The 24,114-nt window shown below is 37.6% G+C and carries 29 protein-coding genes; all 29 read left to right on the top strand.

The genetic code is table 11. The features are described 5' to 3' along the window. The 29 genes from flgD (at position 1) to frr (ending at position 23,945) form a co-directional block, all read left to right on the top strand. Positions 1 to 690: a flagellar hook assembly protein FlgD gene (flgD, locus tag ABH966_RS01230; protein WP_370075225.1), complete on the top strand. Its 690-nt coding sequence runs from the start codon at positions 1 to 3 to the stop codon at positions 688 to 690. A gap of 15 nt (positions 691 to 705) precedes the next feature. Then, complete coding sequence (locus tag ABH966_RS01225; protein ID WP_370075341.1) at positions 706 to 1,077, top strand: TIGR02530 family flagellar biosynthesis protein; 372 nt, start codon at positions 706 to 708, stop codon at positions 1,075 to 1,077. Positions 1,078 to 1,156: 79 nt separating this feature from the next. Continuing rightward, entirely contained in the window at positions 1,157 to 2,122 is a 966-nt protein-coding gene (locus ABH966_RS01220) for a flagellar hook-basal body complex protein (RefSeq protein WP_370075224.1), read from the top strand. 137 nt (positions 2,123 to 2,259) lie between these two features. Beyond that, a complete protein-coding gene (locus ABH966_RS01215; protein WP_370075223.1) occupies positions 2,260 to 2,481 on the top strand; it encodes a flagellar FlbD family protein in 222 nt (73 codons plus the stop codon). After that, the gene (gene fliL / locus ABH966_RS01210) at positions 2,471 to 2,899 is read left to right on the top strand and encodes a flagellar basal body-associated protein FliL (protein WP_370075222.1); all 429 of its coding nucleotides are present in this window, start codon (positions 2,471 to 2,473) and stop codon (positions 2,897 to 2,899) included. Before ABH966_RS01215 ends, fliL begins: the two co-directional genes overlap by 11 nt. Before the next feature lie 31 nt (positions 2,900 to 2,930). Next, complete coding sequence (gene fliM, locus ABH966_RS01205) at positions 2,931 to 3,926, top strand: flagellar motor switch protein FliM (RefSeq protein WP_370042860.1); 996 nt, start codon at positions 2,931 to 2,933, stop codon at positions 3,924 to 3,926. Further along, entirely contained in the window at positions 3,919 to 5,160 is a 1,242-nt protein-coding gene (fliY, locus tag ABH966_RS01200) for a flagellar motor switch phosphatase FliY (protein WP_370075221.1), read from the top strand. Before fliM ends, fliY begins: the two co-directional genes overlap by 8 nt. Before the next feature lie 21 nt (positions 5,161 to 5,181). Then, positions 5,182 to 5,544, top strand: a complete 363-nt coding sequence (locus tag ABH966_RS01195; protein WP_049668450.1) for a response regulator — start codon at positions 5,182 to 5,184, stop codon at positions 5,542 to 5,544. Positions 5,545 to 5,548: 4 nt separating this feature from the next. Further along, entirely contained in the window at positions 5,549 to 6,226 is a 678-nt protein-coding gene (locus ABH966_RS01190; protein ID WP_370075220.1) for a flagellar biosynthetic protein FliO, read from the top strand. After that, the gene (gene fliP, locus ABH966_RS01185; RefSeq protein WP_370075219.1) at positions 6,223 to 6,888 is read left to right on the top strand and encodes a flagellar type III secretion system pore protein FliP; all 666 of its coding nucleotides are present in this window, start codon (positions 6,223 to 6,225) and stop codon (positions 6,886 to 6,888) included. Before ABH966_RS01190 ends, fliP begins: the two co-directional genes overlap by 4 nt. Before the next feature lie 13 nt (positions 6,889 to 6,901). Next, positions 6,902 to 7,171, top strand: a complete 270-nt coding sequence (gene fliQ, locus ABH966_RS01180; RefSeq protein ID WP_370075218.1) for a flagellar biosynthesis protein FliQ — start codon at positions 6,902 to 6,904, stop codon at positions 7,169 to 7,171. Positions 7,172 to 7,175: 4 nt separating this feature from the next. Next, a complete protein-coding gene (gene fliR / locus ABH966_RS01175) occupies positions 7,176 to 7,952 on the top strand; it encodes a flagellar biosynthetic protein FliR (protein ID WP_370075217.1) in 777 nt (258 codons plus the stop codon). A gap of 1 nt (position 7,953) precedes the next feature. Further along, a complete protein-coding gene (gene flhB, locus ABH966_RS01170; protein WP_370075216.1) occupies positions 7,954 to 9,042 on the top strand; it encodes a flagellar biosynthesis protein FlhB in 1,089 nt (362 codons plus the stop codon). Positions 9,043 to 9,065: 23 nt separating this feature from the next. Beyond that, positions 9,066 to 11,099: a flagellar biosynthesis protein FlhA gene (gene flhA / locus ABH966_RS01165; RefSeq protein ID WP_370075215.1), complete on the top strand. Its 2,034-nt coding sequence runs from the start codon at positions 9,066 to 9,068 to the stop codon at positions 11,097 to 11,099. Next, complete coding sequence (flhF, locus tag ABH966_RS01160; RefSeq protein WP_370075214.1) at positions 11,096 to 12,292, top strand: flagellar biosynthesis GTPase FlhF; 1,197 nt, start codon at positions 11,096 to 11,098, stop codon at positions 12,290 to 12,292. Before flhA ends, flhF begins: the two co-directional genes overlap by 4 nt. Continuing rightward, positions 12,289 to 13,164, top strand: a complete 876-nt coding sequence (locus tag ABH966_RS01155; RefSeq protein ID WP_370075213.1) for a MinD/ParA family protein — start codon at positions 12,289 to 12,291, stop codon at positions 13,162 to 13,164. The genes flhF and ABH966_RS01155 overlap by 4 nt, the downstream gene beginning before the upstream one ends. Continuing rightward, entirely contained in the window at positions 13,165 to 14,319 is a 1,155-nt protein-coding gene (locus ABH966_RS01150) for a protein-glutamate methylesterase/protein-glutamine glutaminase (protein WP_370075212.1), read from the top strand. It begins immediately after the preceding gene. Positions 14,320 to 14,333: 14 nt separating this feature from the next. Continuing rightward, the gene (locus ABH966_RS01145) at positions 14,334 to 16,400 is read left to right on the top strand and encodes a chemotaxis protein CheW (RefSeq protein WP_370075211.1); all 2,067 of its coding nucleotides are present in this window, start codon (positions 14,334 to 14,336) and stop codon (positions 16,398 to 16,400) included. Positions 16,401 to 16,427: 27 nt separating this feature from the next. After that, positions 16,428 to 16,874, top strand: coding sequence for a chemotaxis protein CheW (locus tag ABH966_RS01140; RefSeq protein ID WP_370042849.1), 447 nt, complete (start codon positions 16,428 to 16,430; stop codon positions 16,872 to 16,874). Positions 16,875 to 16,883: 9 nt separating this feature from the next. Beyond that, on the top strand, positions 16,884 to 17,516 hold the full coding sequence (locus tag ABH966_RS01135; protein WP_132357421.1) for a chemotaxis protein CheC: 633 nt from the start codon (positions 16,884 to 16,886) through the stop codon (positions 17,514 to 17,516). Beyond that, a complete protein-coding gene (locus ABH966_RS01130; protein WP_370075210.1) occupies positions 17,517 to 18,023 on the top strand; it encodes a chemotaxis protein CheD in 507 nt (168 codons plus the stop codon). Then, positions 18,023 to 18,397 carry a hypothetical protein gene (locus ABH966_RS01125; RefSeq protein WP_370075209.1) on the top strand — a complete coding sequence of 125 codons (375 nt, stop codon included), beginning with the start codon at positions 18,023 to 18,025 and terminating at the stop codon, positions 18,395 to 18,397. The genes ABH966_RS01130 and ABH966_RS01125 overlap by 1 nt, the downstream gene beginning before the upstream one ends. A gap of 319 nt (positions 18,398 to 18,716) precedes the next feature. Then, a complete protein-coding gene (locus ABH966_RS01120) occupies positions 18,717 to 19,487 on the top strand; it encodes a FliA/WhiG family RNA polymerase sigma factor (RefSeq protein ID WP_370075208.1) in 771 nt (256 codons plus the stop codon). A gap of 36 nt (positions 19,488 to 19,523) precedes the next feature. Continuing rightward, positions 19,524 to 19,832, top strand: coding sequence for an RNA polymerase subunit sigma (locus ABH966_RS01115; RefSeq protein WP_370075207.1), 309 nt, complete (start codon positions 19,524 to 19,526; stop codon positions 19,830 to 19,832). Positions 19,833 to 19,841: 9 nt separating this feature from the next. Next, positions 19,842 to 20,438: a DUF6115 domain-containing protein gene (locus tag ABH966_RS01110; RefSeq protein WP_370075206.1), complete on the top strand. Its 597-nt coding sequence runs from the start codon at positions 19,842 to 19,844 to the stop codon at positions 20,436 to 20,438. Positions 20,439 to 20,595: 157 nt separating this feature from the next. Continuing rightward, positions 20,596 to 21,315 carry a 30S ribosomal protein S2 gene (rpsB, locus tag ABH966_RS01105; protein ID WP_049668466.1) on the top strand — a complete coding sequence of 240 codons (720 nt, stop codon included), beginning with the start codon at positions 20,596 to 20,598 and terminating at the stop codon, positions 21,313 to 21,315. Positions 21,316 to 21,416: 101 nt separating this feature from the next. Next, positions 21,417 to 22,304 carry a translation elongation factor Ts gene (gene tsf, locus ABH966_RS01100; RefSeq protein ID WP_370075205.1) on the top strand — a complete coding sequence of 296 codons (888 nt, stop codon included), beginning with the start codon at positions 21,417 to 21,419 and terminating at the stop codon, positions 22,302 to 22,304. 358 nt (positions 22,305 to 22,662) lie between these two features. After that, positions 22,663 to 23,388: a UMP kinase gene (gene pyrH / locus ABH966_RS01095; RefSeq protein WP_370075204.1), complete on the top strand. Its 726-nt coding sequence runs from the start codon at positions 22,663 to 22,665 to the stop codon at positions 23,386 to 23,388. Beyond that, on the top strand, positions 23,388 to 23,945 hold the full coding sequence (gene frr, locus ABH966_RS01090) for a ribosome recycling factor (RefSeq protein ID WP_370075203.1): 558 nt from the start codon (positions 23,388 to 23,390) through the stop codon (positions 23,943 to 23,945). Before pyrH ends, frr begins: the two co-directional genes overlap by 1 nt. Positions 23,946 to 24,114: the final 169 nt, after the last annotated feature.

Raw genomic sequence — 24,114 nt, 5'->3', positions numbered from 1 at the left:
ATGGCAGATACAAAGACTGATAAAATGACTGGAAAGATAACGGATGACTTTTACTATCAGAATTACAAGAAGCCAGTTAGGGAAACAGGTAATCAAGAACTTGGTAAGGATTCTTTTCTTCAATTATTAATTGCACAATTAAAACATCAGGATCCAACAAATCCTATGGACGACCGAGAATTCATTTCTCAACTGGCACAATTCTCTTCTTTAGAACAAATGCAAAATATGACAAAAGCGATGAATTCATTACTAGCTTCACAGCAACAAACACAGCTTATGAGTTATACAACATTTGTTGGTAAAGAAGTAAAATGGCATGAGATAACAGATGAGTTGGATGAAGACAAGAAACCTATTATCAATGAAGGAACAGGCATTATTGAATCGGTGAAATTTGTAGACGGAGATGTAGTATTCGTATTAGCTGATGGTAAGGAAATAACGCCTGGCAATATTTCAGCTATTTTAGGTGGTTCAGGAACGAATTCGAGTGAAAACAATACTGAAAAAGAATCTCCTCTTGTACAAGCAAGCAAGCTCATTGGTAAAAAAGTTACCTATAAAGACGGCGAGCAAGAACTACAAGGGCGTATTGTTTCTGTTTCGAGTAAAGATGGCGTTATTTATTACGTATTAGACAATGACAAAAAATTAACACAAAAAGAATTTACCGAAATAAGCGAATAGAGGTGGAGAAGAATGATGGATCAGTTTTCAATACATCGTGTACCATTACATCCATCTATTCGCCAGACACAACCAACGCCAATAAAAACACAGCAATCGTTTAAAGCTCATTTACAGGAAGCTACCAAGCAACAAGAATTAAAAGTGAGCAAGCATGCGCATGAACGTATAATCCAGCGTAATATTGCGATTACTGAACAAGAATGGCAGGCTGTATCAGAAAAGGTATTTGAAGCACACTCAAAAGGTGTCAAACAACCATTAGTCTTGATGGATCAAGCAGCTTTAATTGTCAGCGCTAAAAACGCAACTGTCATTACCGCGATGGACCGCACGGAAGCGAAACAGCAAATATTTACAAATATTGATGGCACAATCGTGCTGTAAAGGCTGGACCTGTAATAGGAGGCCTAGGTGTGCTGATTGATAGAAGCATACAATTAATAGACGAAGGGAGAACGACATTATGTTACGTTCTATGTATTCTGGTATTTCAGGTTTAAAAAACTTCCAAACAAAGCTGGATGTAATTGGGAATAATATTGCTAATGTTAATACTTACGGCTTTAAAAAAGGACGTGTAGTATTTAAAGATTTAATGTCTCAAACGTCAGCAGGTGCCTCTTCACCTACACAAACTCGTGGTGGTGTTAACGCTAAACAAATCGGTTTAGGTTCACAACTAGCTGCAATCGATACAATTCACGGTACAGGTTCAATGCAAACAACGTTTCGTGAGTTAGACTTAGCTATATCTGGTGATGGATTCTTCATGGTAGGTGATGCAAATGGTGCACCTGATGAAGATGGGAACCTTGATGCTGAGGGTTACAGCAATATTCTCTATACACGTGCTGGTAACTTCTATATGGATAGAAATGGATATTTAGTGAACGCCGATGGTAAATATTTAGTCGGTCATGCAAGTGATGAGTTATCGATTTCTGCTGATGGTGATTCAATCGATGGTTCTGCAGCTGACGAACAAAAAGCAGATAATGGACTAGCTGATATAGAAGGTAATATCGCAGAGGGTATGGATTTCGCAACTGAAATTTCACCGATTCGTATCCCTACAACAGCGCAATCAATGTCTATTGGTAAAGATGGTACAGTTATGTATGTAGACTATAAAGGTGACAAACAATATGCTGGTCAACTTATACTTGCAAAGTTCCCAAATGCTGGTGGCCTTGAAAAAGTGGGTGGTAACTACTACCAAACCTCAGCGAACTCTGGACAACCATACGCTCAAGTTGGATCGGTAGGAGGGATTGGTACCGTTGAAGCTGGCTACCTAGAAATGTCCAATGTCGACCTTTCAGAGGAGTTTACTGAAATGATTGTAGCGCAACGTGGTTTCCAATCAAATACACGTATTATCACAACTTCTGATGAAATTCTTCAAGAGCTTGTGAATCTAAAACGCTAGATTTTAGTATGAGGTTTATACTTAATATGTAGGTAAAGAAAATACCGGTTAAGATTACAAAGTGCTCAAAACTAAAAACATAATTTCATATGAGGGAGGGTCGGGCCGGCTCTCATGCTAGACCCGGCCCTATTTCAATGATTGAACTAACACGTTTAAATGGCAAAGCATTTTCATTGAATGCTTTATACATAGAAACGGTCGAATCTTTTCCGGATACGACCATTACATTAACGACTGGAACCAAAATCATTGTTTTACAGAGTCAAGATGAGGTGCGACAAAAGGTAACAGCCTTTTATAAAAATATACAAATACTATCAAACCCGCATCTACGAGGTGAAGAAGATGAAGAATAACAAAGTGTTAACGATGATTATCATCGTACTAGTAGCAATCATACTTATCGGGGGTATTTGCTTTGTATTATTTACCCAATTTAATAAGCCGGCAAAGTCTCTTGAGCCAACTATTGATGAAATCGTAGAAGCTTCTGTTGAAATTCCGGAGATTACTACAAATCTAGCTGATAACAAAATTGTACGCTTTTCGTTAAAAATTCAAACATCAAATAAAGATGCTGCTGCTGAATTAACGAAACGTGATTTCCAAGTGAAAAATATTGTTATTCAAGAGCTTTCAGAAATGGAGCAAAAAGATTTAGAAGGTAAGCAAGGGAAACAAGTTTTCCAAAAATCATTAAAAACAAAAATTAATGAATTGATGCAAGAGGGAGAAATTCAGGAAGTTTATTTTACCTCCTTCATCACCCAATAATAAAGAAACTGCTTGAAATGGAGGTGGGCAAATGGCAGGAGATGTGTTATCTCAATCTGAGATAGATGCGCTGCTTTCCGCAATATCAACTGGGGAAATGTCAGCGGACGACATAAAAAAAGAGGACGAGGGGCGCAAGGTTAAAGTTTATGACTTTAAACGAGCACTTCGTTTCTCAAAAGATCAAATCCGAAGTTTGACCCGAATACATGAAAATTTTGCACGATTGCTGACAACCTTCTTTTCTGCACAGCTGAGAAGCTATGTGCAGATTACTGTTGCATCAGTGGACCAAATACCATTTGAAGAGTTTGTACGTTCGATTCCGAATATGACACTCATTAATGTGTTTGAAGTGCCGCCATTAGATGGTAATATATTGATGGAAATAAACCCAAACATTGCCTACTCGATGTTAGATCGTTTAATGGGCGGTAGTGGGGCGAGTCATAGTAATGTAGATAACTTAACAGAAATAGAAACTAAAATTATGACAAACCTTTTTGAACGTTCATTCGACAATTTACGCGAGGCATGGGAAAATGTTGCGGAAATTGATCCAATCTTAGTAGAGCTTGAGGTCAACCCTCAATTTTTACAAATGATTTCACCAAATGAAACAGTTGTCGTTATTTCCTTAAACACGATCATCGGTGAGACAAGCGGTATGATTAATATTTGTATCCCGCATGTTGTATTGGAGCCAATTGTTCCAAATCTTTCTGTTCGTTACTGGATGCAGACGAATACAAAAGAGATGTCTCCAGAGCAAACAAAAATGCTTGAAACACGTGTGAAACAAGCACAACTACCTGTTTCCGTTGAACTAGGTATTACAGACATTACCATTGAGGATTTCCTCACAATGCAAGTTGGAGATGTTATTCAATTAGAACAAAAAATTGAAGATCCACTACTGTTAAAAGTAGGGACATTACCGAAATTTACAGTTCAACCAGGAAAACAAGGCAAAAAATTAGCAATCCAGATTATCGACCCTTTGAAAGGAGGAGACGAAGATGAGTGATGAAATGCTCTCCCAAGAAGAAATTGAAGCGTTATTAAGGGGCGAAACGTTGGAAGATAAAAACAGCGGCACTGAAGCTTCTACAAATGAGGAAATTAATGATTTAAAAGTAGAGGATTACCTCGATTCGTTTGCCCAAGATGCATTAGGTGAGGTAGGAAATATATCTTTTGGTAGCTCTGCTACAGCGCTGTCAGCGTTATTAGGTCAAAAAGTAGATATTACTACCCCAAGTATTTCAATGATTAACCGAAATAAATTAGAAGAGGAATTTCCTCATCCTTATGTAGCCGTACAGGTTGAATATACAATCGGATTGACAGGAATGAATTTACTTGTCATTAAGCAATCCGATGCAGCGATTATTGCTGATTTAATGTTAGGTGGAGATGGCTTAAATCCGAAACCAGATTTAGGTGAAATTCAGCTAAGTGCCGTGCAAGAAGCTATGAATCAAATGATGGGTTCTGCGGCTACTTCAATGTCGACAGTATTTAATAAAAAAGTGGATATTTCTCCACCTACTATTGATTTAATGAATATTTCTCAGAACGAAGGACGAGAAAATATTCCTGAAGATGATTTACTCGTAAAAGTATCTTTCAGATTGAAAATTGGTAATTTAATTGATTCGAATCTAATGCAATTATTACCGCTGAAATTTAGCCAAAACATTGTAAAATCTCTATTAGGAGAAACGGAATCGATCGAGGAACCTGTGGCTGCAACTATAGCGCCTGAAGCGCCAGTAGCACCGACACCTGTACAACCACAGGCGTCTATGCAACCACAAGCACCTGTAACACCACCGCCTGCACAGCCAGTATATCAACAGCAAGCAGCGCCTGTGCAGCAACCAATGTATCAAGAGCAACAACAGATTCCGATGCAAGCAACAAGACCTGTTCAACCGGTCAATGTTCAACAAGCACAGTTTGCTAGTTTTGATCCAAATGTTATCTCGCAATCTGAAGCTAGAAATTTAAATATGCTACTTGATATTCCATTGCAAGTTACTGTAGAGTTAGGACGTACAAAGCGTTCTGTAAAAGAGATATTAGAACTATCTAGTGGTTCGATTATTGAACTAGATAAATTGGCTGGTGAACCAGTTGATATTTTAGTAAATAGCCGTTTAATCGCTAAAGGTGAAGTCGTTGTTATTGATGAAAACTTCGGTGTCCGCATTACAGATGTTTTAAGTCAAGCAGAGCGTTTAAATAATTTAAGATAGTTTCAATTGGAGGAGTTAACCATGTCTAAAAGAATTTTGATTGTAGACGATGCCGCATTCATGCGCATGATGATCAAGGATATTTTATCGAAAAATGGGTTTGAAGTTGTTGGAGAGGCTGCTGATGGTTTACAGGCTGTTGAAAAGTACAACGAATTAAAGCCAGATTTAGTAACAATGGATATTACGATGCCAGAAATGGACGGTATTGCTGCTCTTAAAGCAATTAAAGGTTCAGATCCAAATGCAACTGTAATTATGTGTTCGGCAATGGGACAACAAGCAATGGTAATCGATGCAATTCAAGCTGGTGCGAAAGACTTTATTGTTAAACCTTTCCAAGCTGATCGTGTAATTGAAGCGATTCAAAAAGCTCTAGGATGATTGAATGCAAATGTTAAAATCATTTCGTCTAACGATGATTTTCGCATTTCTTGTATCCTTCCTGTTTTTGTACCCTACAACAACTCCTGTGTATGCAGAATCTAACACAAAATTTGTCGACGACTGCATTAATAAAAAAGGAGATTGCAAAGAAGATAGTACTCCAGCTGCTGAGAAAGATTCAGATTTACAAGCGGCTGGAGACGTATCTGCGTGGGAATACATAAAAATGGTGTTGGCGCTTATTTTTGTTATAGCTTTATTTTATGGATTAATGAAGTTTTTAAATAAAAGAAATTTGAACTTTCAACGTAATCAATTAGTACAAAATTTAGGCGGTTTATCTTTAGGTGCTCAAAAGTCGGTACAACTATTACAAGTAGGTAAAACACTCTATTTAGTTGGGGTCGGTGAGGATGTCCAGCTATTACGTGAAATTACTGATCCTGATGAAGTTGCAACACTTTTAGCACTATATAATGAACGACAAGAACTTGCAGTAACATCACCGTATATTGCAGAAGTATTATCTAAGTTTAAGAGAAAAAGTAATGAAAGTTCACCAGCGCAGCAAAAACAAGGCTCTTTTGGTGAGCTATTTGAAAAAAAGATTTCCGAAATTAAACAGGAGCGTAGTGAAGAACTGGAGAAATGGAAGCAAAAGGAGAATGATGATAAATGAATGATGTAATCAGTGTTTTTTCCAACGGCGACCCGACAAATGTCTCTAGCGCTGTTAAGCTTCTTTTGTTGTTAACAGTTCTTTCACTGGCACCAAGTATTTTAATTTTAATGACATCATTTACACGAATAGTTATCGTATTATCGTTTGTTCGTACTGCGTTAGCGACACAGCAAATGCCACCGAACCAGGTCATTGTGGGCCTTGCCTTGTTTTTAACTTTCTTTATCATGGCCCCAACATTTCAAGAGGTCAATAAAGAGGCATTGCAGCCACTATTTTCTGAGAAAATTGGAATTGAAGAAGCGTATGATCGTGCCAGTGTGCCGTTTAAAGAGTTTATGAGTAAGCATACAAGGCAAAAGGATCTTGATTTATTTTTAACCTATAATAAAGCAGAAAAGCCAGCATCAGTAGAAGAAATTCCCCTTACAATGCTCGTACCTGCTTTCGCATTGAGTGAGATTAAAACAGCGTTTCAAATTGGCTTTATGATATTTATTCCATTCCTAGTAATCGACATGATTGTTGCAAGTACTCTAATGTCGATGGGGATGATGATGTTACCACCGGTTATGATTTCATTGCCGTTTAAGATTTTATTATTTGTACTCGTTGATGGTTGGTACCTTGTGATGAAATCATTACTACAAAGTTTTTAGGGGATGATACAGTATGACAGGTGAATTGGTTATTTCAATTGCAGAGCGTGCCATTATGGTTATCCTTCTAACAAGCGGTCCGCTATTATTAGTTGCTTTAATCACTGGTTTAGCGGTAAGTATTTTTCAGGCAACAACATCGATTCAAGAGCAAACTTTAGCATTCGTTCCAAAAATCATCGCTGTATTAGCAGCCATCGTATTTTTCGGTCCTTGGATGTTATCACAAGTGACTAGCTATGCGAGAGATATTTTTGAGAATTTAGCGCGTTATATAGGGTGAGTAGATGAATGAATTAATCCCGCATTTTACGGTTTTCTTATTAGTGCTTGTGCGCGTATCGGCATTTTTTGTCACTGTGCCTTTTTTCTCGTACAGAACGATTCCGCCACAAGTTAAAATAACGCTCGCATTAGTTTTAGCTTGGATGATGTATTACACAATTGACGTTGAACCATTTGTATTTAATGGTGATTACATACTTTTAGTGATGAAAGAAGCGCTCATTGGACTGTTGCTCGGTCTAGTTGCTTATATCATCATGTCGGCAATTCAAATTGCCGGAAGCTTTATAGATTTTCAAATGGGTTTTGCCATTGCCAATATTATTGACCCGCAAACAGGTGCACAAAGTCCATTGATAGGACAATTTTTTAATACGCTAGCATTACTTTTTCTACTAGCTATAAATGGACATCATATGATTCTCGATGGAATTTATTATAGTTATCAATTCTTACCGATGGATCAAGGATTTCCAAATTTCGCAAATGCCAATTATATAGAGTTTATCATCACAACATTTACAGCTGTTTTTGCGATTGCCTTTCAAATGGCTGCTCCTGTTGTAGCAACTTTATTTTTAGTCGACTTGGCGCTAGGAATCACGGCGAAAACTGTACCACAATTAAATATTTTTGTTGTTGGTTTTCCTATTAAAATTGGTGTTAGTTTTCTAGTGTTATTCACAATGATGACTGTAATGGTTCAAGTGATACAAAAGCTTATTACAATTATGATATATGCGATGCGTGATTTAATGGCTATTTTAGGTGGTGGATAAAATGTTGCTACTGCTGGATTTAGATTTACAGTATTTTGCGGGAGAAAAAACGGAAAAGGCGACGCCCAAAAAACGACAAGATGCTCGAAAAAAAGGTCAGGTCGTCAAAAGTCAGGATATTTCCAGTGCGATTGTCATGCTCATGGTATTTATCTTTTTATTCTTCTTTGCAGGTTCGATGCGAGACGATCTTTTAGCTTTTTTCAGGCAAACTTTTATTCATAACATACGCGTAGAAACACTAACGATTGATAGTGTGATGAGCTTATTTACAGAAACATTAGTGCAAATGGCTTTTATTATTGTCCCAATAATGGGAATTGCATTTGTTGGAGCATTGGCAGGTAACTTCCTACAGTTCGGTTTCCTATTTACATTAGAGCCGATGAAGTTTGATTTAAAAAAAATGGACCCGATTAAAGGGTTAAAAAAGATATTTTCTGTTAAAGCCATTATAGAGCTTCTCAAATCGGTATTAAAGATTGGCTTCATCGGTGGCGTTACGACAATTATAGTTTGGACGAATTTGCCGGAAGTTTTGGCGTTATCCTTTAAAAGCCCATGGATAACTCTTATTACAGTGGGTAAGCTTGTTGGTATCATGGGGATTGCTGCTTCGCTCGTCTTACTATGTGTATCCCTTTTAGACTGGATGTATCAAAAACATGATTACGAAAAAAATCTTAAAATGTCTAAGCAAGATATTAAAGATGAATATAAAAATAGTGAGGGCGATCCACTGATAAAATCGAAAATCAAACAACGCCAACGCGAAATGGCGATGCGTCGAATGATGTCAGAGATTCCAAACGCCGATGTTGTCATAACAAACCCAACTCACTATGCGATTGCCATCAAATATGATGAGGAAAGTATGGATGCCCCACGCATCGTTGCTAAGGGTACAGACTTTATCGCTCAAAAGATTAAACTGATTGCGAAAGAACATGATGTGATTATGGTTGAAAATAGGCCATTAGCACGAGCAATGTACGATCAAGTAGAAATTGGCGATCAAGTACCAGAAGAGTTTTTCAAAGCAATAGCCGAAGTGCTTGCTTATGTTTATCGAATTAAGCGGAAAATTTAAAGCTTTTTGTAGGAGGGACACAAATGAAAGTTCGCGATATAGGGGTTTTAGGTGCGGTTATTTTAATCGTTGCGATGCTCATCATTCCTCTTCCTCCGTGGATGTTAAGTTTCTTAATCGTCATTAATATTACATTAGGATTAATAGTACTGTTAACAGCAATGAGTATGAAGGAAGCATTAGACTTTTCTATTTTCCCTTCAGTTATTTTATTGTTAACTTTGTTCCGACTCGGACTGAGCGTTTCTACAACACGTGCCATTTTAGCCAAAGGTGATGCTGGTGCGGTTGTTGAAACGTTTGGTGATTTTGTAGTCGGCGGGAATGTACTAGTTGGTTTAGTTGTATTCTTAATTCTTGTGTTAATTCAGTTTATCGTTATTACAAAAGGAGCGGAGCGTGTAGCTGAAGTAGCAGCACGTTTCACACTGGATGCGATGCCGGGTAAACAAATGAGTATTGATGCTGATTTAAATGCAGGAGTTATTTCTGAAAGGGAAGCACGTGAACGGCGCGAGAAAGTAGCGGGTGAAGCGGACTTCTACGGAGCGATGGATGGTGCCACAAAATTCGTAAAAGGGGATGCCATTGCCTCAATGGTCATGGTTATTATCAACTTATTATTTGGTATCATCATCGGTGTTGTGCAGATGAAGCTTCCATTTGCAGAGGCAGCAAATCATTTTTCTAAGTTAACAGTAGGAGATGGTATTGTCTCACAAATTCCCGCGCTACTGATCTCTACAGCGACAGGGATTGTCGTAACACGTGCATCCTCTAAAGGTAGTCTTGGTGAAGACATTACAGGTCAGTTATTTGCTCAAGCAAAACTGCTTTATGTAGCGGGTGGAACAATACTTTTACTTGGATTTTTCACACCTATCCCTATCTGGATAACAATCCCAATTGGTGGTTCACTAATTGCTGGTGCTTATATGATGGATCATAAAAAACCAGAGGATGAAGAAGAATTACTTGAAATTGAGGAAGAAGTGGCAACTGACGGCATGAAGAGCCCTGAAAACGTTGTGAATTTATTAAATGTGGACCCAATCGAGTTTGAATTTGGCTATGGTTTAATACCGTTAGTAGATGCTACTCAAGGCGGCGATTTATTAGATAGAGTCATTATGATACGTCGACAGTTAGCATTAGAATTAGGGATTGTCATTCCGGTTGTCCGTATTCGCGATAATATTCAATTACAACCAAATGAATATCGAATTAAAATAAAGGGTAACGAAATGGCGCGTGGTGAACTTCTACTTGATCATTATTTAGCAATGAGTCCAGGAGATGATGATTCCATCGAAGGAATTGACACAGTTGAACCGTCATTTGGCTTACCTGCAAAATGGATTACTGAGCAAGTGAAAGAGGATGCAGAAATGTTCGGCTACACAGTTGTTGACCCACCGAGCGTAGTGTCGACTCACTTAACCGAAATGATTCGTGCAAATGCTTATGAATTACTTGGTCGTCAAGAGACGAAGCAGTTAATTGATCATTTACGTGAAACACATCCAATTTTAGTCGAAGAGCTGACGCCTACACCGTTATCGACTGGAGAAATTCAAAAAGTACTGGGTAAACTCCTACGAGAAAATGTTTCAGTCCGAAACTTACCAATTATTTTTGAGGCGCTAGCAGACTATGCAAAGTTAACGAGCGATACCGATATATTAACTGAGTATGTACGTCAAGCATTAGCACGTCAGATTACTTCTCAATACGTAGGAGACAGCTCGTCACTAAAGGTTATAACTGTTTCGGGTAAAGTAGAGAAAATGATTGCTGATAGTATTCAACAAACTGATCACGGAAATTATTTAGCGATGGATCCACAAGATTCTCAAACTGTCTTGGAGACTATTGCTGCAGAAGTAGAACGGGTTTCCTTTATGGAACAATCTGCTATTATCTTATGCTCTCCAGCAGTTCGTATGTATTTACGTCAACTAACGGAGCGTTATTTCCCGCAAATTCCAGTTCTATCATACAATGAACTTGATGCTACGGTTGAAATTCAAAGTGTTGGGGTGGTGAATGTTGAATGAAAATGAAAAAATATTATGCATCCTCCATACCAGAAGCGATGAAGCTTGTGCGTGCTGAATTAGGTGAGGACGCTGTCATTTTGAATTCGAAAGTAGTAGTGACAAAAAAGTTTTTTGGAATCATTAAAAAGAAAAGTTTTGAGGTTGTTGCAGGGATTGATTCAATGGAGCCAGGTAATGCGGCTCCAGCACCTGCAGCTTTACCTATAAAAACAGCTAAAAAAGAAAATGTAAGGTTACAAGAGATTACGAATGCTGTACAAGCTAACATGCACCAAGTACAGCCCCAGAATGATGCGCCCTTGCATGAGGAAACTGGCATTTCTGAAGATTTGAGGAAGGAAATTGCAGATTTAAAATCTTTAATGCATTCTATGCATAAGAAGACTATCCAGGATCAATATCCCGATGAACTCTTACCCTTCATTGAATACTTAAGACAGCAGGAGCTATGTGAGGAGCTCATCACAACGATTGGTGATGAGCTTTTTACGCATTTCAAAGAAGCGTCAGAAATCAATTTTTCTCAATATAAGATGGTTACGAAAAATTTATTGCGCAAAGAGCTAGAGAATCTCCCAGTCGGGGGATTATCCTATGAAAAAAAATATATTAATGTTCTAGGTCCAACAGGTGTCGGAAAGACTACGACAATTGCTAAAATGGCAGCTAGAGCAGTTTTAGAAAAAAAGAAAAAAATAGGATTTATCACGACAGATACTTACCGTATTGCTGCAATTGAGCAATTAAAAACGTATGCTGGACTGTTACAAGCTCCTGTCGAAATTGCCTATAATGCAACAGATTTTGAGCAAGCAATCCATCGATTATCCCATTTAGATTTAGTGTTTATAGATACAGCAGGCCGCAATTATAAAGAGGTAAAATATGTAGACGATTTACAGCGTCTCATAAAATTTGATGATCAAGCTGAGTCCTTCTTAGTACTTGCTATGACAACGAAAGAGAAGGATATGGCAAACATTGTAGAGCAATTTAAGCAATTACCAATTGAAAAATTCATTTTTACAAAAATTGATGAAACAAATTCTATTGGCACAATGATTAATTTAATGATTAAATATAATAAAGGACTTGCTTACTACACGAATGGTCAAGAAGTACCAGAAGACATTGAAGAAGCTGATCTAGAAGCAGTACTAAATTTATTTTTTCAAGGTGAAGAAAAATGAGAGACCAAGCTGAAACATTACGCTTGAAAATGTTGAAACAGCAGGGCGAATTAGGCAGGGCAATTGCGGTTGTAAGTGGTAAAGGTGGGGTTGGTAAAAGTAACTTCACGATGAATTTTGCCATTACATTGGCCAATAAAGGGAAAAAAGTTGTCATCGTTGATATGGATATTGGTATGGGGAATATCAATATTTTAATTGGAAAAAGTGCATCTTATAGTTTAAAAGATTACTTAGAAGGAAATAAGTTACTAGATGAGGTAATATTTGAAGGTCCTTACGATTTAAAGTATATTTCAGGTGGGTCTGGTATGTCGGGCGTCTTAGAATGGTCAGATATTATGTTTGATCGACTCATTCATGCATTTGAGCAGCTTCAAAAAAGCTTTGATTACATCTTATTTGATATGGGAGCAGGAGCAACTAACTGGTCATTAGATTTACTAACTTCTATAGATGAAATCATTGTTTTATCAACAGCAGAGCCAACTTCTATTACAGATGCATATTCAATGATGAAATATATTCATACGAGAGATGCGGACAAGCAATTTTATATACTCTGTAATCGAGCTTATAGTAAAGAAGAAGGACTGGAAACCAATGAACGACTGAAGCGTACGATGAAGCGTTTTTTGGACAAAGAGGTTACGGTATTAGGCTCATTACCTGAAGATTCTGTTGTGCGTAAGGCTGTGCGTGAGCAAGTGCCTTTTTCACTTGCCTATCCAGACGCACTTATTACAAAGACACTTCATCTTATAGTGGCACGTTTTATGGAATACCGTGTGGAGGAAGTTCATGCACATGATCAGTCAGCAGGTAATTTCTTAACTAAATTAAGAAGTATTTTTTCGAAAGGACGTGATTAATTGGACTTTTTACATAAAAGCAAGCTATTAGTTGTTGATGATTCTGCTTTTATGAGAAAGCTAATTAGTGACTTTTTTGTTGGCAACTCGAAGGTTGAAGTAGTTGGAACAGCACGAAATGGGAAAGATGCGATAAAAAAGATTCAATCATTGCGGCCAACAGTTGTGACAATGGATATTGAGATGCCTGAAATGAATGGGCTTGATGCTTTAAAAGAAATTATGACTATATGTCCAGTACCTGTTGTTATGCTCTCGAGTACAACTCAACGAGGAGCAGAAAATGCCTTATCAGCAATTGAACTTGGTGCAGTAGATTTTGTCGCGAAGCCAAGCGGAACAATTTCTCTTGATTTACATAAAATCCAAACCGAACTTGTCCACAAGGTTGAACAAGCATCATTGGTACCTGTTTCAAAATTAAAGAAACCTTCTGGTAGTAAAAGACAACAAGAACATTCATTAATAGCGAGTACCGTTAGAAGAGAATCATTTAGTGAAGGTATGATGACTCCTCCTGTCAATGTTTTTCCGACAAGGGCAGAATCATCAAAGCCACATGTGGAATGGAATAAAGTAGGCCGGAAAATTGTACTGATTGGGACTTCCACCGGCGGACCTAGAGCATTACAAGAAGTAATAACAAAAATCCCAAAATCCATTCAAGCACCAATTTTAATTGTCCAGCATATGCCAGCAGGATTTACAAAATCTCTTGCTACTCGTTTGGATCAATTGAGTGAGATTACCGTAAAGGAAGCTGAGCAAGGAGATATTCTTCAAAATGGAACGGCGTATATTGCACCTGGTGGGTATCATTTAAAACTTAGAAAAGTAGGTACCTCCTTTGGCATAGTCCTTGATAATAATGAACCACCTAGATCTGGACATCGCCCTTCTGTAGATGTGATGTTTGAAGATGTCAGCCAATTTAAAGATTTTGATAAAGTGGCAGTTATTATGACAGGTATGGGCCATGACGGCTCTGACGGACTAAAAGCACTAAAAAGTACTGGAAATGTGATTGCAATCGCTGAGTCAGCTGAAACTTGCATAGTGTATGGTATGCCGAAAGCAGCAGTGGAAACGCAGCTTGTCGATGAAGTAGCAGATGTAGATGATATTGCACAAACAATAATGAAATATTTGCCTTAAAGGGGTGTCCTCTTATGGAAGTCAATCAATATTTAGAGATGTTTATTGAAGAAAGTAAAGACCATTTACAAGCGTGTAGTGAACATTTATTAGAACTAGAAAAAAATCCAGACGATTTGGCGATTGTTGGAGAAATTTTCCGTTCAGCGCATACATTAAAAGGTATGTCTGCGACAATGGGCTTTGAAGATCTAGCAGATTTAACTCATAAAATGGAAAATGTGTTGGATGCGATCAGAAATGAGAAAATCCATGTAACTCCTGAAATTTTAGATGTTGTCTTCGAGTCTGTAGACCATCTAGAAGAAATGGTGATGGACATTGCAAATGGCGGAGATGGAAAACGTGATGTATCTTCAACCGTTGCACAATTAAAGCGTATTGAATTAGGTGAGGAAGCGATTCCTGAAGTAGTAGCAACTACTGAGACACCCGCTACTGCTGTAGCAAGTGTGTTAGAGTATGACGGTTTTGAACAAACAGTTATTTCTCAATCTACTGAACAAGGTTTCAATGCACTCGAAATTTCAGTTAAATTACGTGAGGACTGTCTTTTAAAAGCAGCACGAGTATTTATGGTGTTTGAGATTTTAGAAAAAGATGGGGATGTTATTAAATCAAATCCATCTGTAGAAAAGCTTGAAGACGAACAGTTTGATCAACAATTTTACGTAGCTTTCGTAACAAAAGAATCTGCTGAAGATATGCAGAAAAAGATTATGAAAGTTTCAGAAGTTGAAGAAGTGATTGTCGCAACTATCGAACAAAAGCAATATAGTGAAAATGGACAAGCAATTCAAGAAGTAGCGGCAACAGCAACGGTAGAAGTTGAGGCTCAACCTGCTACTGCAACAGAAACAAATACTGCAGCACCTACACCTGCAAAAGCAGCCGCTCCTGCTAAGGCTGATAAAAGTCATGCGCCGGTTGGTAATAAAACAATACGTGTAAATATCGAGCGACTTGATATATTAATGAACTTATTTGAAGAGCTTGTTATAGATCGAGGACGACTACAGTCTATTGCAACTGAGGTTAACCATGGAGAGTTAAATGAAACAGTGGAGCGTATGAGCCGCGTCATGGGTGATTTACAAACTATTATTTTAACGATGCGTATGGTTCCGGTTGAAACAGTATTCAATCGCTTCCCAAAAATGATTCGTCAGTTATCTCGTGATCTAAACAAGAAAATTAACCTCGAAATTATTGGTGCTGAAACAGAGCTAGATCGTACAGTAATCGATGAAATTGGGGATCCTCTTGTTCATTTAATTCGTAATTCTGTTGACCACGGTATTGAAAATCCGACAGCTCGTCTTGCAAAAGGTAAACCAGAAGAAGGAACAGTTGTCCTGCGTGCTTATCATAGTGGTAACTATGTCTTTATTGAAATTGAAGATGATGGAGCAGGTATTAACCGTGAAAAAGTACTTGCGAAAGCTATTTCTAAAGGTATTGTTACACAAGAACAATCATATTCAATGTCAGATAAGCAAATCAATGAGCTTATTTTGGCTTCTGGTTTCTCAACGGCAGATGTTATTTCTGACGTATCTGGCCGAGGCGTTGGATTAGACGTTGTTAAAACAACAATAGAATCATTGGGTGGAAATATTTCAATTGACTCTACACAAGATGTAGGATCAGTATTCTCGATTCAATTACCACTGACATTATCGATTATTTCTGTCATGCTAGTAGAAATAGAGAAAGAGATTTATGCCATTCCGCTTTCATCAATTATCGAAACTTCAATTATCCGTTCATCTGAAATTATGAATGCGCATAATCAAAAAGTAATCGACTTCCGTGGCAAAGTAGTACCACTAGTATTTTTAGAAGAAATCTTTGAGGTACCTCGTAAAGAACCACAGGGTGACGAATTCCATTCAGTGGTCATCGTTCGAAAAGGTGAGAAACTTGCTGGTTTAGTTGTGGATTCATTCATTGGCCAACAAGAAATTGTGCTGAAATCATTAGGAAACTACTTAACGAATATCTTTGCAATTTCAGGTGCAACAATTTTAGGTAACGGAAAAGTAGCCTTAATTGTGGATTGTAACGCACTTATTAAATAAGGTGAATGAATAAGAGAGGTGTAAACAATGACAAATGCAGTGGAACAAGAAAGTATTAAAGTAATTGTTTTTCAACTAGCGGATAAAGAATATGCGATTCCAGTGTCACATGTACAAGGAATTGAAAAACTAATGCATATTACGCGCGTACCGAAAACGGCGAAATATGTAAAAGGTGTTATTAACCTACGCGGTGTTGTAACGCCAATTGTAGATTTACGTGAACGGTTTGAATTACCTGTCTCTGAGCACGAAGAAACAACACGTATTATCATCATTTCATTAGAAGATATGGAAGTAGGTTTCGTCGTAGACTCTGCAAATGATGTGTTAGACATCCCTGCTGACTCAATTGAACCACAGCCCGAAGTAGTAGGCTCATTGGAAGAAGAGTTTATTTCAGGGGTGGCTAAAATAGATAAACGATTATTAATTTTATTGCATTTAGAGAAAGTACTAAATCCACTAAAGTAGGGATCGATAATGACATATAATCAAAAGATTACATCACTACATTTAGATGTATTGAAGGAAATTGGTAATATAGGTGCTGCGCATGCTGCGACAGCACTTTCCAATTTGCTTGGTAAAAAAATTGATATGCGAGTACCAAAGGTTGAAATGGTGTCATTTAATGACATGATGGAGCTTGCTGGGGGATCTGAAAATGTCGTAGTTGGAATCTATCTACGCATTGAAGGTGATGCTGAAGGTAGTATGTTCTTTATTCTGCCAATTGAACAAGCAAATCGTTTTATTCGTCGTCTCATATTTGATGAATCATTCGACTTTAAAAAACGACCTGTTTCAGAGTTAGGTTTATCAGCTATGCAAGAGATGGGTAATATTTTATCTGGCTCTTATTTATCGGCGTTATCTGACTTTACAAATTTAAAAATTTATCCAACTGTGCCAGGACTAAGTGTTGACATGTTTGGTGCCATTATTAGTATTGGTTTGATTGAATTATCACACGTTAGCGATAATGTTATCGTCATAAACACATCCATTTTTGAAGACGGTGTAGAGGATCAGGAAACAGTAAGAGGGCATTTCTTCTTATTACCAGATCCAGACTCATTTGATGCTATTTTTAAAGCATTAGGAGTTTCATAGATGATGCTAAACAGTAGTAATGGGCAAGTTGTAAAAGTTGGAATTGCACAAATGGATGTAGTAAAGTTACCAAATACGATAAGAACATCAGGTCTTGGATCTTGTGTAGGTGTTATTTTATATGATGAATCCAAAAAAATAGCTGGTTTAATTCATGTGATGTTGCCGGATTCGAGTTTAGGTAGACAAGAGTCAATAAATGTGGCTAAATTTGCTGACACAGGCATTGCGGCAATGATTGACTTATTAAAGTTAGAAGGCGTTCAAAAATTCAAGCTAAAGGCAAAAATTGCGGGTGGTGCGCAGATGTTTCAATTCACTTCAGATAAAGATTCCATGCGCATCGGCCCACGTAATGTAGAAGCTGTGAGGCATGAGCTAAAGCGTCATGGAATTCGTTTAGTTGCCGAAGATACGGGCGGTAATAGTGGTAGAACAATTGAATTTAATCCTGCGACTTCGACATTAAATATTCGAACGGTTAACCAAGGAGTGAGCGAAATATAATGTTTGGTTCTATTTTTTATAACCTATGGGGAGCTTTAACTGCCTTTTCTATATATTTTTTTAGTACATTTCTAAAACCTTATACACCACTACGTATTATCATAGGGTCATTTGTGGCGGGAATAATTGTGTTTTTCGTCATGTATATTGTAAGATTTTTAATTGCCTATATTTTATTCACACCGGAGGACGCTGAAGAAGTCGTTGAAGGTGAGCATGAAGAAAACGAATCCGGCAATCATGAGGAAGACAATCAAGAAACACCTACGGCCAACTCTACCGTTGAGTTTCAAGATGAAAACTCAGAAGAAATTGCTCAAGTTGTACGCACAATGATGAATCGTGAGGATGATCCTCAATTAAATAATGCTTAAAAATGGGAGTCGCGAGTAGCGGCTCTTTTTAATTCTTTTGCATTAGTAAGTTTTAACTATGCCAAACTAAAAAATGCCTGACACAAAAATGTAAAGAATCTGTGATAGAGTCTGAGAAACAAATGAAATTATAGTCGATTCTTGTTATAATATAGGAAAGAATTACATTGGTTATTTATGTTAGAGGCTCATAGCTAGTAACTCTTTGTGCCATCTACGAATAACTACATCAGGAAGAAGTACAACGGAAAATATCAAGGTAATATAAGACAGTGGCAAACAGGCGCGTAAATGCGTTTTTCTTAGAGAGGTGGATTACATGACACAACCAATTCTGAACGATGAACAAAAGCTGTGGAACCGCTGGATAAATGAACGTGATCCAGATGCTGGTGATTTACTTATAAAAAAATATATTTCTCTAGTATCCTATCATGTACAGCGTATTGGAGCGAGCTTACCAAAGAGTGTATCGCGAGACGATTTAACGAGCTTAGGTATGGTAGGTCTTTTTGACGCGTTAAATAAATTTGATATAAATAGAGACTTGAAATTTGATACATATGCTTCTTTTAGAGTAAGAGGAGCAATTATTGATGGTTTACGTAAGGAAGATTGGTTGCCGCGTTCCGCACGTGAGAAGGCAAAAAAATTAGATGCACAGATTGAACAGTTAGAACAAAAATATATGCGTCATGTAACACCTGAGGAACTTGCGGAACATATGACTTTACCTGTTGAGGAAGTTTACCAAACTGTACAGGAGCATTTCTTTTCAAATGTTCTTTCCATTAATGAGCAGCAAGATCAAGATGAGGCTGATGGAAAGTCATTTGTTATTCGTGATGATACGACAACGACACCTGAACAAGCTATCGTTAAGTCAGAACTGCTTGGGGATTTAGCAGAAAATATCCAAAAGCTCAATGATAAGGAGCAGCTGGTGCTTAGTTTATTTTATACTGAGGAATTAACATTAACAGAAATTGGAGAAATGCTTGGGTTATCAACATCACGCATCTCACAAATCCACTCTAAGGCGCTATTAAAACTACGGAAATTATTATCTAATGAAATGATTAATGCATAATATCCTTATATACATATCGTTGAAGGAGGGAGTCTCATGAGTTTAAAGGGTGTCGAACTACAAATAGCTATTCCAAAAACTTTTGAAGCAGGGAAAATGGCGGATCAGGCACAACAACAAACTTTGGCTCAGCAAGCACATGCAAATGAAGCGTTAAAAAAAGAAATAGAACGCAAGCAAAAAGTTGTGAATACTTCAGAGGGTATGGATGAGATTAGCGAAGATGAAGAAGCAGGTGGCGAGTATATAAAAGGTACTCGAAAAAAGAAAAATAAGGATAACGAGAAGCGAGAAACGCAAGCGCAGCATCCGTTTAAAGGAAATTTTGTGGATTTTAGTGGATAGGAGCTTACTATGACAATCATACTAATAGCGGTTCTTTTTATTTTACAGCTACTTTCATTTTATTTCCTTATTATATTAAATACGAAGCTAGCAAAATTTAAGGACTTAGAAAAAAAACAGGAGCGCTTAATGCGTGAAATGGATGACACCATTAGTGTCTATTTAGCGGAGATGAAAGATGAAAATGATCGCCTAATTCAAGAGATGCAACGAGTTTCAAAGTCTGAAACTCAAACGAATGCTGTGAAACAGGAAGAACAGATTGTGAGACAAAAGGAGCAGGAGCAACCGCCTTCTCTGACAAAGGAAGAAAGTACAGTAGACGGTTCTATTAGTCTCGATCATGAACCGCGTATTTATGTGCCCAAAAATATCGTAGCCAATGCTTATTCACGTCAACAGCAAACTGGAGCTAAAGCTGAAGCTAAGATGGTACATTCGGCCCAACAACCAACTGATGCAACCGAAAAGGAAGAAACTAAACCATTAACAGTGGAACAACAAGTTGTTGAATTAGCGAAACAAGGTAAAACATCAGAAGAAATTGCAAAACAGCTTCAAAAAGGAAAAACAGAAATCGAGCTTTTATTGAAATTTCATAACTAAAACAGTTGCGAATGGGGTAAAGCTATGATATAGTTGCAAATGGTGTTATTAATACACACGCATTTTGATGTAGTAAGTGGTGCTCTAAGCTTAGGGTAGCTTGTTGCAAGTGATAAATGCGGAGGATAAAAACCAAACATACTAGGAGGAAATACACATGTCAGTAATTTCTATGAAACAATTACTTGAAGCTGGTGTACATTTCGGTCACCAAACTCGTCGTTGGAACCCAAAAATGAAGAAATATATCTTCGTTGAACGTAACGGGATCTACATCATCGACTTACAAAAAACTGTTAAAAAATTAGAGGAAGCTTATGACTTCATGCGTCAAGTTGGTCAAGACGGTGGTAAAGTTCTTTTCGTAGGTACGAAAAAACAAGCACAAGAAGCGATCAAAGATGAAGCTGAACGTTCAGGCAACTACTACATCAACCAACGTTGGTTAGGTGGTACTCTTACAAACTTCGGTACAATTCAAAAACGTGTTGCACGTATGAAAGCAATCGAAAAAATGGAAGAAGATGGAACTTTTGAAGTTCTACCTAAAAAAGAAGTAATCCAACTTAAAAAAGAACACGAACGTCTAATCAAATTCTTAGGCGGTATCCGTGATATGCACGCTCTTCCGGACGTAATGTTCGTGGTTGACCCACGTAAAGAACGTATTGCTGTTGCAGAAGCTATTAAATTAAACATCCCTCTAGTAGGTATTGTTGATACAAACTGTGATCCAGATGAAATCGACTACGTAATCCCTGCTAATGATGATGCTATTCGCGCTGTTAAACTTTTAACTGCTAAAATGGCTGACGCTTTAATCGAGTCAAAACAAGGTGAAGAAGAAGCTCCAGCTGTAGAAGCTGCTGCTGAGTAATTCACGTTTAGAAAAAGGTGATAAGTGGCTCAAAACCCTTATCACCTTTTTTAGAACCTATCACTAAAATTTGTACAACCAATTTGAGGAGGAAACACTAAATGGCAAACATTACTGCACAATTAGTAAAAGAATTACGCGAAAAAACTGGCGCTGGAATGATGGATTGTAAAAAAGCGTTAGTACAAACTGATGGCGATATTGATGCTGCAATCGATTTCCTACGTGAAAAAGGTCTTTCTTCAGCTGCTAAAAAAGCTGACCGTATCGCTGCAGAAGGTACAACTTTCATCTTAGAACAAGGTAACGAAGCAATCATCCTTGAAGTAAATGCTGAAACAGACTTCGTTTCTAAAAACGAAAAATTCCAAGTATTAGTTGCTTCTTTAGCTGAGCAATTACTTGCTGCTAAACCTGCAACAGTTGAAGCTGCTTTAGAGCTTGCAAATGCTGAAGGTGTGAAAATTGCAGACCAAATTTCAACTGCAGTTGCAACAATCGGTGAAAAAATCACTCTTCGTCGTTTCGAAGTGAAAACAAAAACTGATGCAGATGCATTCGGTTCTTATTTACACATGGGCGGTCGCATCGGTGTGTTAGTTTCTTTAGAAGGTTCTACAGATGCTTCTGCTGCAAAAGATGTTGCTATGCATATCGCAGCTATTAACCCTACTTATGTTTCTCGCGATGAAGTTTCTGCTGAAGAAGTTGAACGTGAGCGTAAAGTATTAACTGAACAAGCTCTTAACGAAGGTAAACCAGAAAACATCGTAGCCAAAATGGTTGAAGGTCGTCTTGGTAAATACTTCGAAGATGTTTGCTTACTTGACCAAACATTCGTTAAAAACTCAGATCAAAAAGTACGTGACTTCGTTGCTTCAACTGGCGGTTCAGTAAACGGCTTTGTACGTTACGCTGTAGGTGAAGGTATCGAAAAACGTGAAGATAACTTTGCTGAAGAAGTAATGAGCCAAGTTAAAGGTAACTAATTTACTTGCGTTAGATCCTAATCAAATAATATCTAGATTTTCTAGACAAAAAATGGGGAACACAACATAGCGTGTTCCCTATTTTTCCGAAATGAGCGAAAAAAAAGATAAAAATGTTTCATCCATCAAAAGTTGTGGATGTTTGTTAAAACGTATACTATGTACTATGTATATAAGTTGATTGGAGTGGAGACTGGGCAGGAAAGCGCCCAGTCGGAACGGAAATCAACCACGCGTTATGGTGATGAGCCATATAATTTCCTATTCTGCCTTATTCATAACTAGCAATTATTGTTATTTATACTATAATGGAAAAGGGAATAGAGAAGTTTTAAATAAAGTCTGACGGAGGTTTACAATGAGTGTGCCACAATATAAACGAGTAGTTATAAAATTAAGTGGTGAAGCGTTAGCTGGGGAAGCGGGCTTCGGTTTATCACCAAAAATTATCAAGTCTGTTGCAGAAGAGGTAAAAGAAGTAGTAGATCTTGATGTAGAAGTTGCTGTTGTTGTAGGTGGCGGTAATATATGGCGTGGAAAAATCGGTAGCGAAATGGGGATGGATCGTGCAGCAGCCGATTATATGGGTATGCTAGCAACGGTTATGAACTCTTTAGCGTTACAAGATGCGCTTGAGAAATTAGGAATTGAAACACGTGTGCAATCTTCTATTGTTATGACACAAGTAGCGGAGCCATATATTCGCCGTAAAGCAGTTCGTCATCTAGAGAAAAAACGTGTAGTTATTTTTGCAGCAGGTACTGGTAACCCATTCTTCTCTACTGATACTACAGCTGCGTTACGTGCAGCTGAAATCGACGCAGATGCTATTTTAATGGCAAAAAATAATGTAGATGGTGTTTATTCTGCAGATCCAAAAGTAGATGCTACTGCCATTAAATATGATACACTCACATACTTAGACGTTATCCAACAAGGCTTACAAGTAATGGATTCGACAGCTTCTACTTTATGTATGGATAACGATATTCCGTTAATTGTCTTCTCAATTATGGAACCAGGTAACATTAAACGTGCCGTACAAGGCGAAAAAATTGGAACAGTTGTTAGGAGGAATGCATAATGGCTAAACAAGTTTTAGAACAAGCTAAAGAAAAAATGAACAAAACAATTGCCGCTTTTTCACGTGAACTATCTTCAATCCGTGCAGGTCGTGCAAATGCTGCTTTATTAGATCGCATTACAGTTGATTATTATGGTGCACCAACACCGATTAATCAGCTTGGAGGTGTTTCGGTACCAGAAGCACGCTTATTAGTTATTACACCTTACGATAAAACAATTTTAGGTGAAATCGAAAAAGCAATTATGAAATCAGATATTGGTATTACACCAACAAATGATGGATCTGTTATTCGTTTAATGATTCCTGCTTTAACAGAAGATCGTCGTAAAGATCTTGTGAAGCAAGTGAAAAAAGAAGCAGAAGATGCAAAAATCGCTGTACGTAATGTTCGTCGCGATGCGAATGATGATCTGAAAAAACTTGAAAAAGCTGGCGAAATCACAGAAGATGATCTACGTGGCTACGGTGAAGATATTCAAAAATTAACGGATGACTTCATCGTTAAAGTAGATCAAGTGGCGAAAGAAAAAGAAAAAGAAATTCTAGAAGTGTAAGCAACTCGTTTTGCATATCTATGATGGAACTTTTTGATGAGATGAAGGCGTCCTATATATATAAAGGACGTCTTTTCTCTTTACTGTTAAAGTATCTTCATTCAGCGGGTGTCCAAACACATACTGAGATAGAGCACCTTTAATTGTTTTAAGGGAAATATCTTTCATC

It is taken from the genome of Lysinibacillus sp. RC46, assembly GCF_041262385.1.
In the GTDB taxonomy this organism is placed as follows: domain Bacteria; phylum Bacillota; class Bacilli; order Bacillales_A; family Planococcaceae; genus Lysinibacillus.
This window is presented reverse-complemented; position numbering and strand designations above follow the sequence as displayed.

What these genes read in the sequence shown, in the direction of transcription:
- tsf (WP_370075205.1), top strand. Translation starts at nt 21,417, where the DNA reads ATGGCAAACATTACTGCACAATTAGTAAAAGAATTACGCGAAAAAACT.
- ABH966_RS01115 (WP_370075207.1), top strand. Translation starts at nt 19,524, where the DNA reads ATGAGTTTAAAGGGTGTCGAACTACAAATAGCTATTCCAAAAACTTTT.
- pyrH (WP_370075204.1), top strand. Translation starts at nt 22,663, where the DNA reads ATGAGTGTGCCACAATATAAACGAGTAGTTATAAAATTAAGTGGTGAA.
- ABH966_RS01135 (WP_132357421.1), top strand. Translation starts at nt 16,884, where the DNA reads ATGACATATAATCAAAAGATTACATCACTACATTTAGATGTATTGAAG.
- ABH966_RS01190 (WP_370075220.1), top strand. Translation starts at nt 5,549, where the DNA reads ATGCAAATGTTAAAATCATTTCGTCTAACGATGATTTTCGCATTTCTT.
- ABH966_RS01120 (WP_370075208.1), top strand. Translation starts at nt 18,717, where the DNA reads ATGACACAACCAATTCTGAACGATGAACAAAAGCTGTGGAACCGCTGG.
- frr (WP_370075203.1), top strand. Translation starts at nt 23,388, where the DNA reads ATGGCTAAACAAGTTTTAGAACAAGCTAAAGAAAAAATGAACAAAACA.
- fliR (WP_370075217.1), top strand. Translation starts at nt 7,176, where the DNA reads ATGAATGAATTAATCCCGCATTTTACGGTTTTCTTATTAGTGCTTGTG.
- ABH966_RS01225 (WP_370075341.1), top strand. Translation starts at nt 706, where the DNA reads ATGGATCAGTTTTCAATACATCGTGTACCATTACATCCATCTATTCGC.
- ABH966_RS01125 (WP_370075209.1), top strand. Translation starts at nt 18,023, where the DNA reads ATGTTTGGTTCTATTTTTTATAACCTATGGGGAGCTTTAACTGCCTTT.
- fliQ (WP_370075218.1), top strand. Translation starts at nt 6,902, where the DNA reads ATGACAGGTGAATTGGTTATTTCAATTGCAGAGCGTGCCATTATGGTT.
- ABH966_RS01195 (WP_049668450.1), top strand. Translation starts at nt 5,182, where the DNA reads ATGTCTAAAAGAATTTTGATTGTAGACGATGCCGCATTCATGCGCATG.
- ABH966_RS01145 (WP_370075211.1), top strand. Translation starts at nt 14,334, where the DNA reads ATGGAAGTCAATCAATATTTAGAGATGTTTATTGAAGAAAGTAAAGAC.
- fliY (WP_370075221.1), top strand. Translation starts at nt 3,919, where the DNA reads ATGAGTGATGAAATGCTCTCCCAAGAAGAAATTGAAGCGTTATTAAGG.
- flgD (WP_370075225.1), top strand. Translation starts at nt 1, where the DNA reads ATGGCAGATACAAAGACTGATAAAATGACTGGAAAGATAACGGATGAC.
- rpsB (WP_049668466.1), top strand. Translation starts at nt 20,596, where the DNA reads ATGTCAGTAATTTCTATGAAACAATTACTTGAAGCTGGTGTACATTTC.
- ABH966_RS01140 (WP_370042849.1), top strand. Translation starts at nt 16,428, where the DNA reads ATGACAAATGCAGTGGAACAAGAAAGTATTAAAGTAATTGTTTTTCAA.
- fliP (WP_370075219.1), top strand. Translation starts at nt 6,223, where the DNA reads ATGAATGATGTAATCAGTGTTTTTTCCAACGGCGACCCGACAAATGTC.
- ABH966_RS01110 (WP_370075206.1), top strand. Translation starts at nt 19,842, where the DNA reads ATGACAATCATACTAATAGCGGTTCTTTTTATTTTACAGCTACTTTCA.
- flhA (WP_370075215.1), top strand. Translation starts at nt 9,066, where the DNA reads ATGAAAGTTCGCGATATAGGGGTTTTAGGTGCGGTTATTTTAATCGTT.
- ABH966_RS01215 (WP_370075223.1), top strand. Translation starts at nt 2,260, where the DNA reads ATGATTGAACTAACACGTTTAAATGGCAAAGCATTTTCATTGAATGCT.
- flhB (WP_370075216.1), top strand. Translation starts at nt 7,954, where the DNA reads ATGTTGCTACTGCTGGATTTAGATTTACAGTATTTTGCGGGAGAAAAA.
- flhF (WP_370075214.1), top strand. Translation starts at nt 11,096, where the DNA reads ATGAAAATGAAAAAATATTATGCATCCTCCATACCAGAAGCGATGAAG.
- ABH966_RS01220 (WP_370075224.1), top strand. Translation starts at nt 1,157, where the DNA reads ATGTTACGTTCTATGTATTCTGGTATTTCAGGTTTAAAAAACTTCCAA.
- ABH966_RS01155 (WP_370075213.1), top strand. Translation starts at nt 12,289, where the DNA reads ATGAGAGACCAAGCTGAAACATTACGCTTGAAAATGTTGAAACAGCAG.
- fliL (WP_370075222.1), top strand. Translation starts at nt 2,471, where the DNA reads ATGAAGAATAACAAAGTGTTAACGATGATTATCATCGTACTAGTAGCA.
- fliM (WP_370042860.1), top strand. Translation starts at nt 2,931, where the DNA reads ATGGCAGGAGATGTGTTATCTCAATCTGAGATAGATGCGCTGCTTTCC.
- ABH966_RS01130 (WP_370075210.1), top strand. Translation starts at nt 17,517, where the DNA reads ATGATGCTAAACAGTAGTAATGGGCAAGTTGTAAAAGTTGGAATTGCA.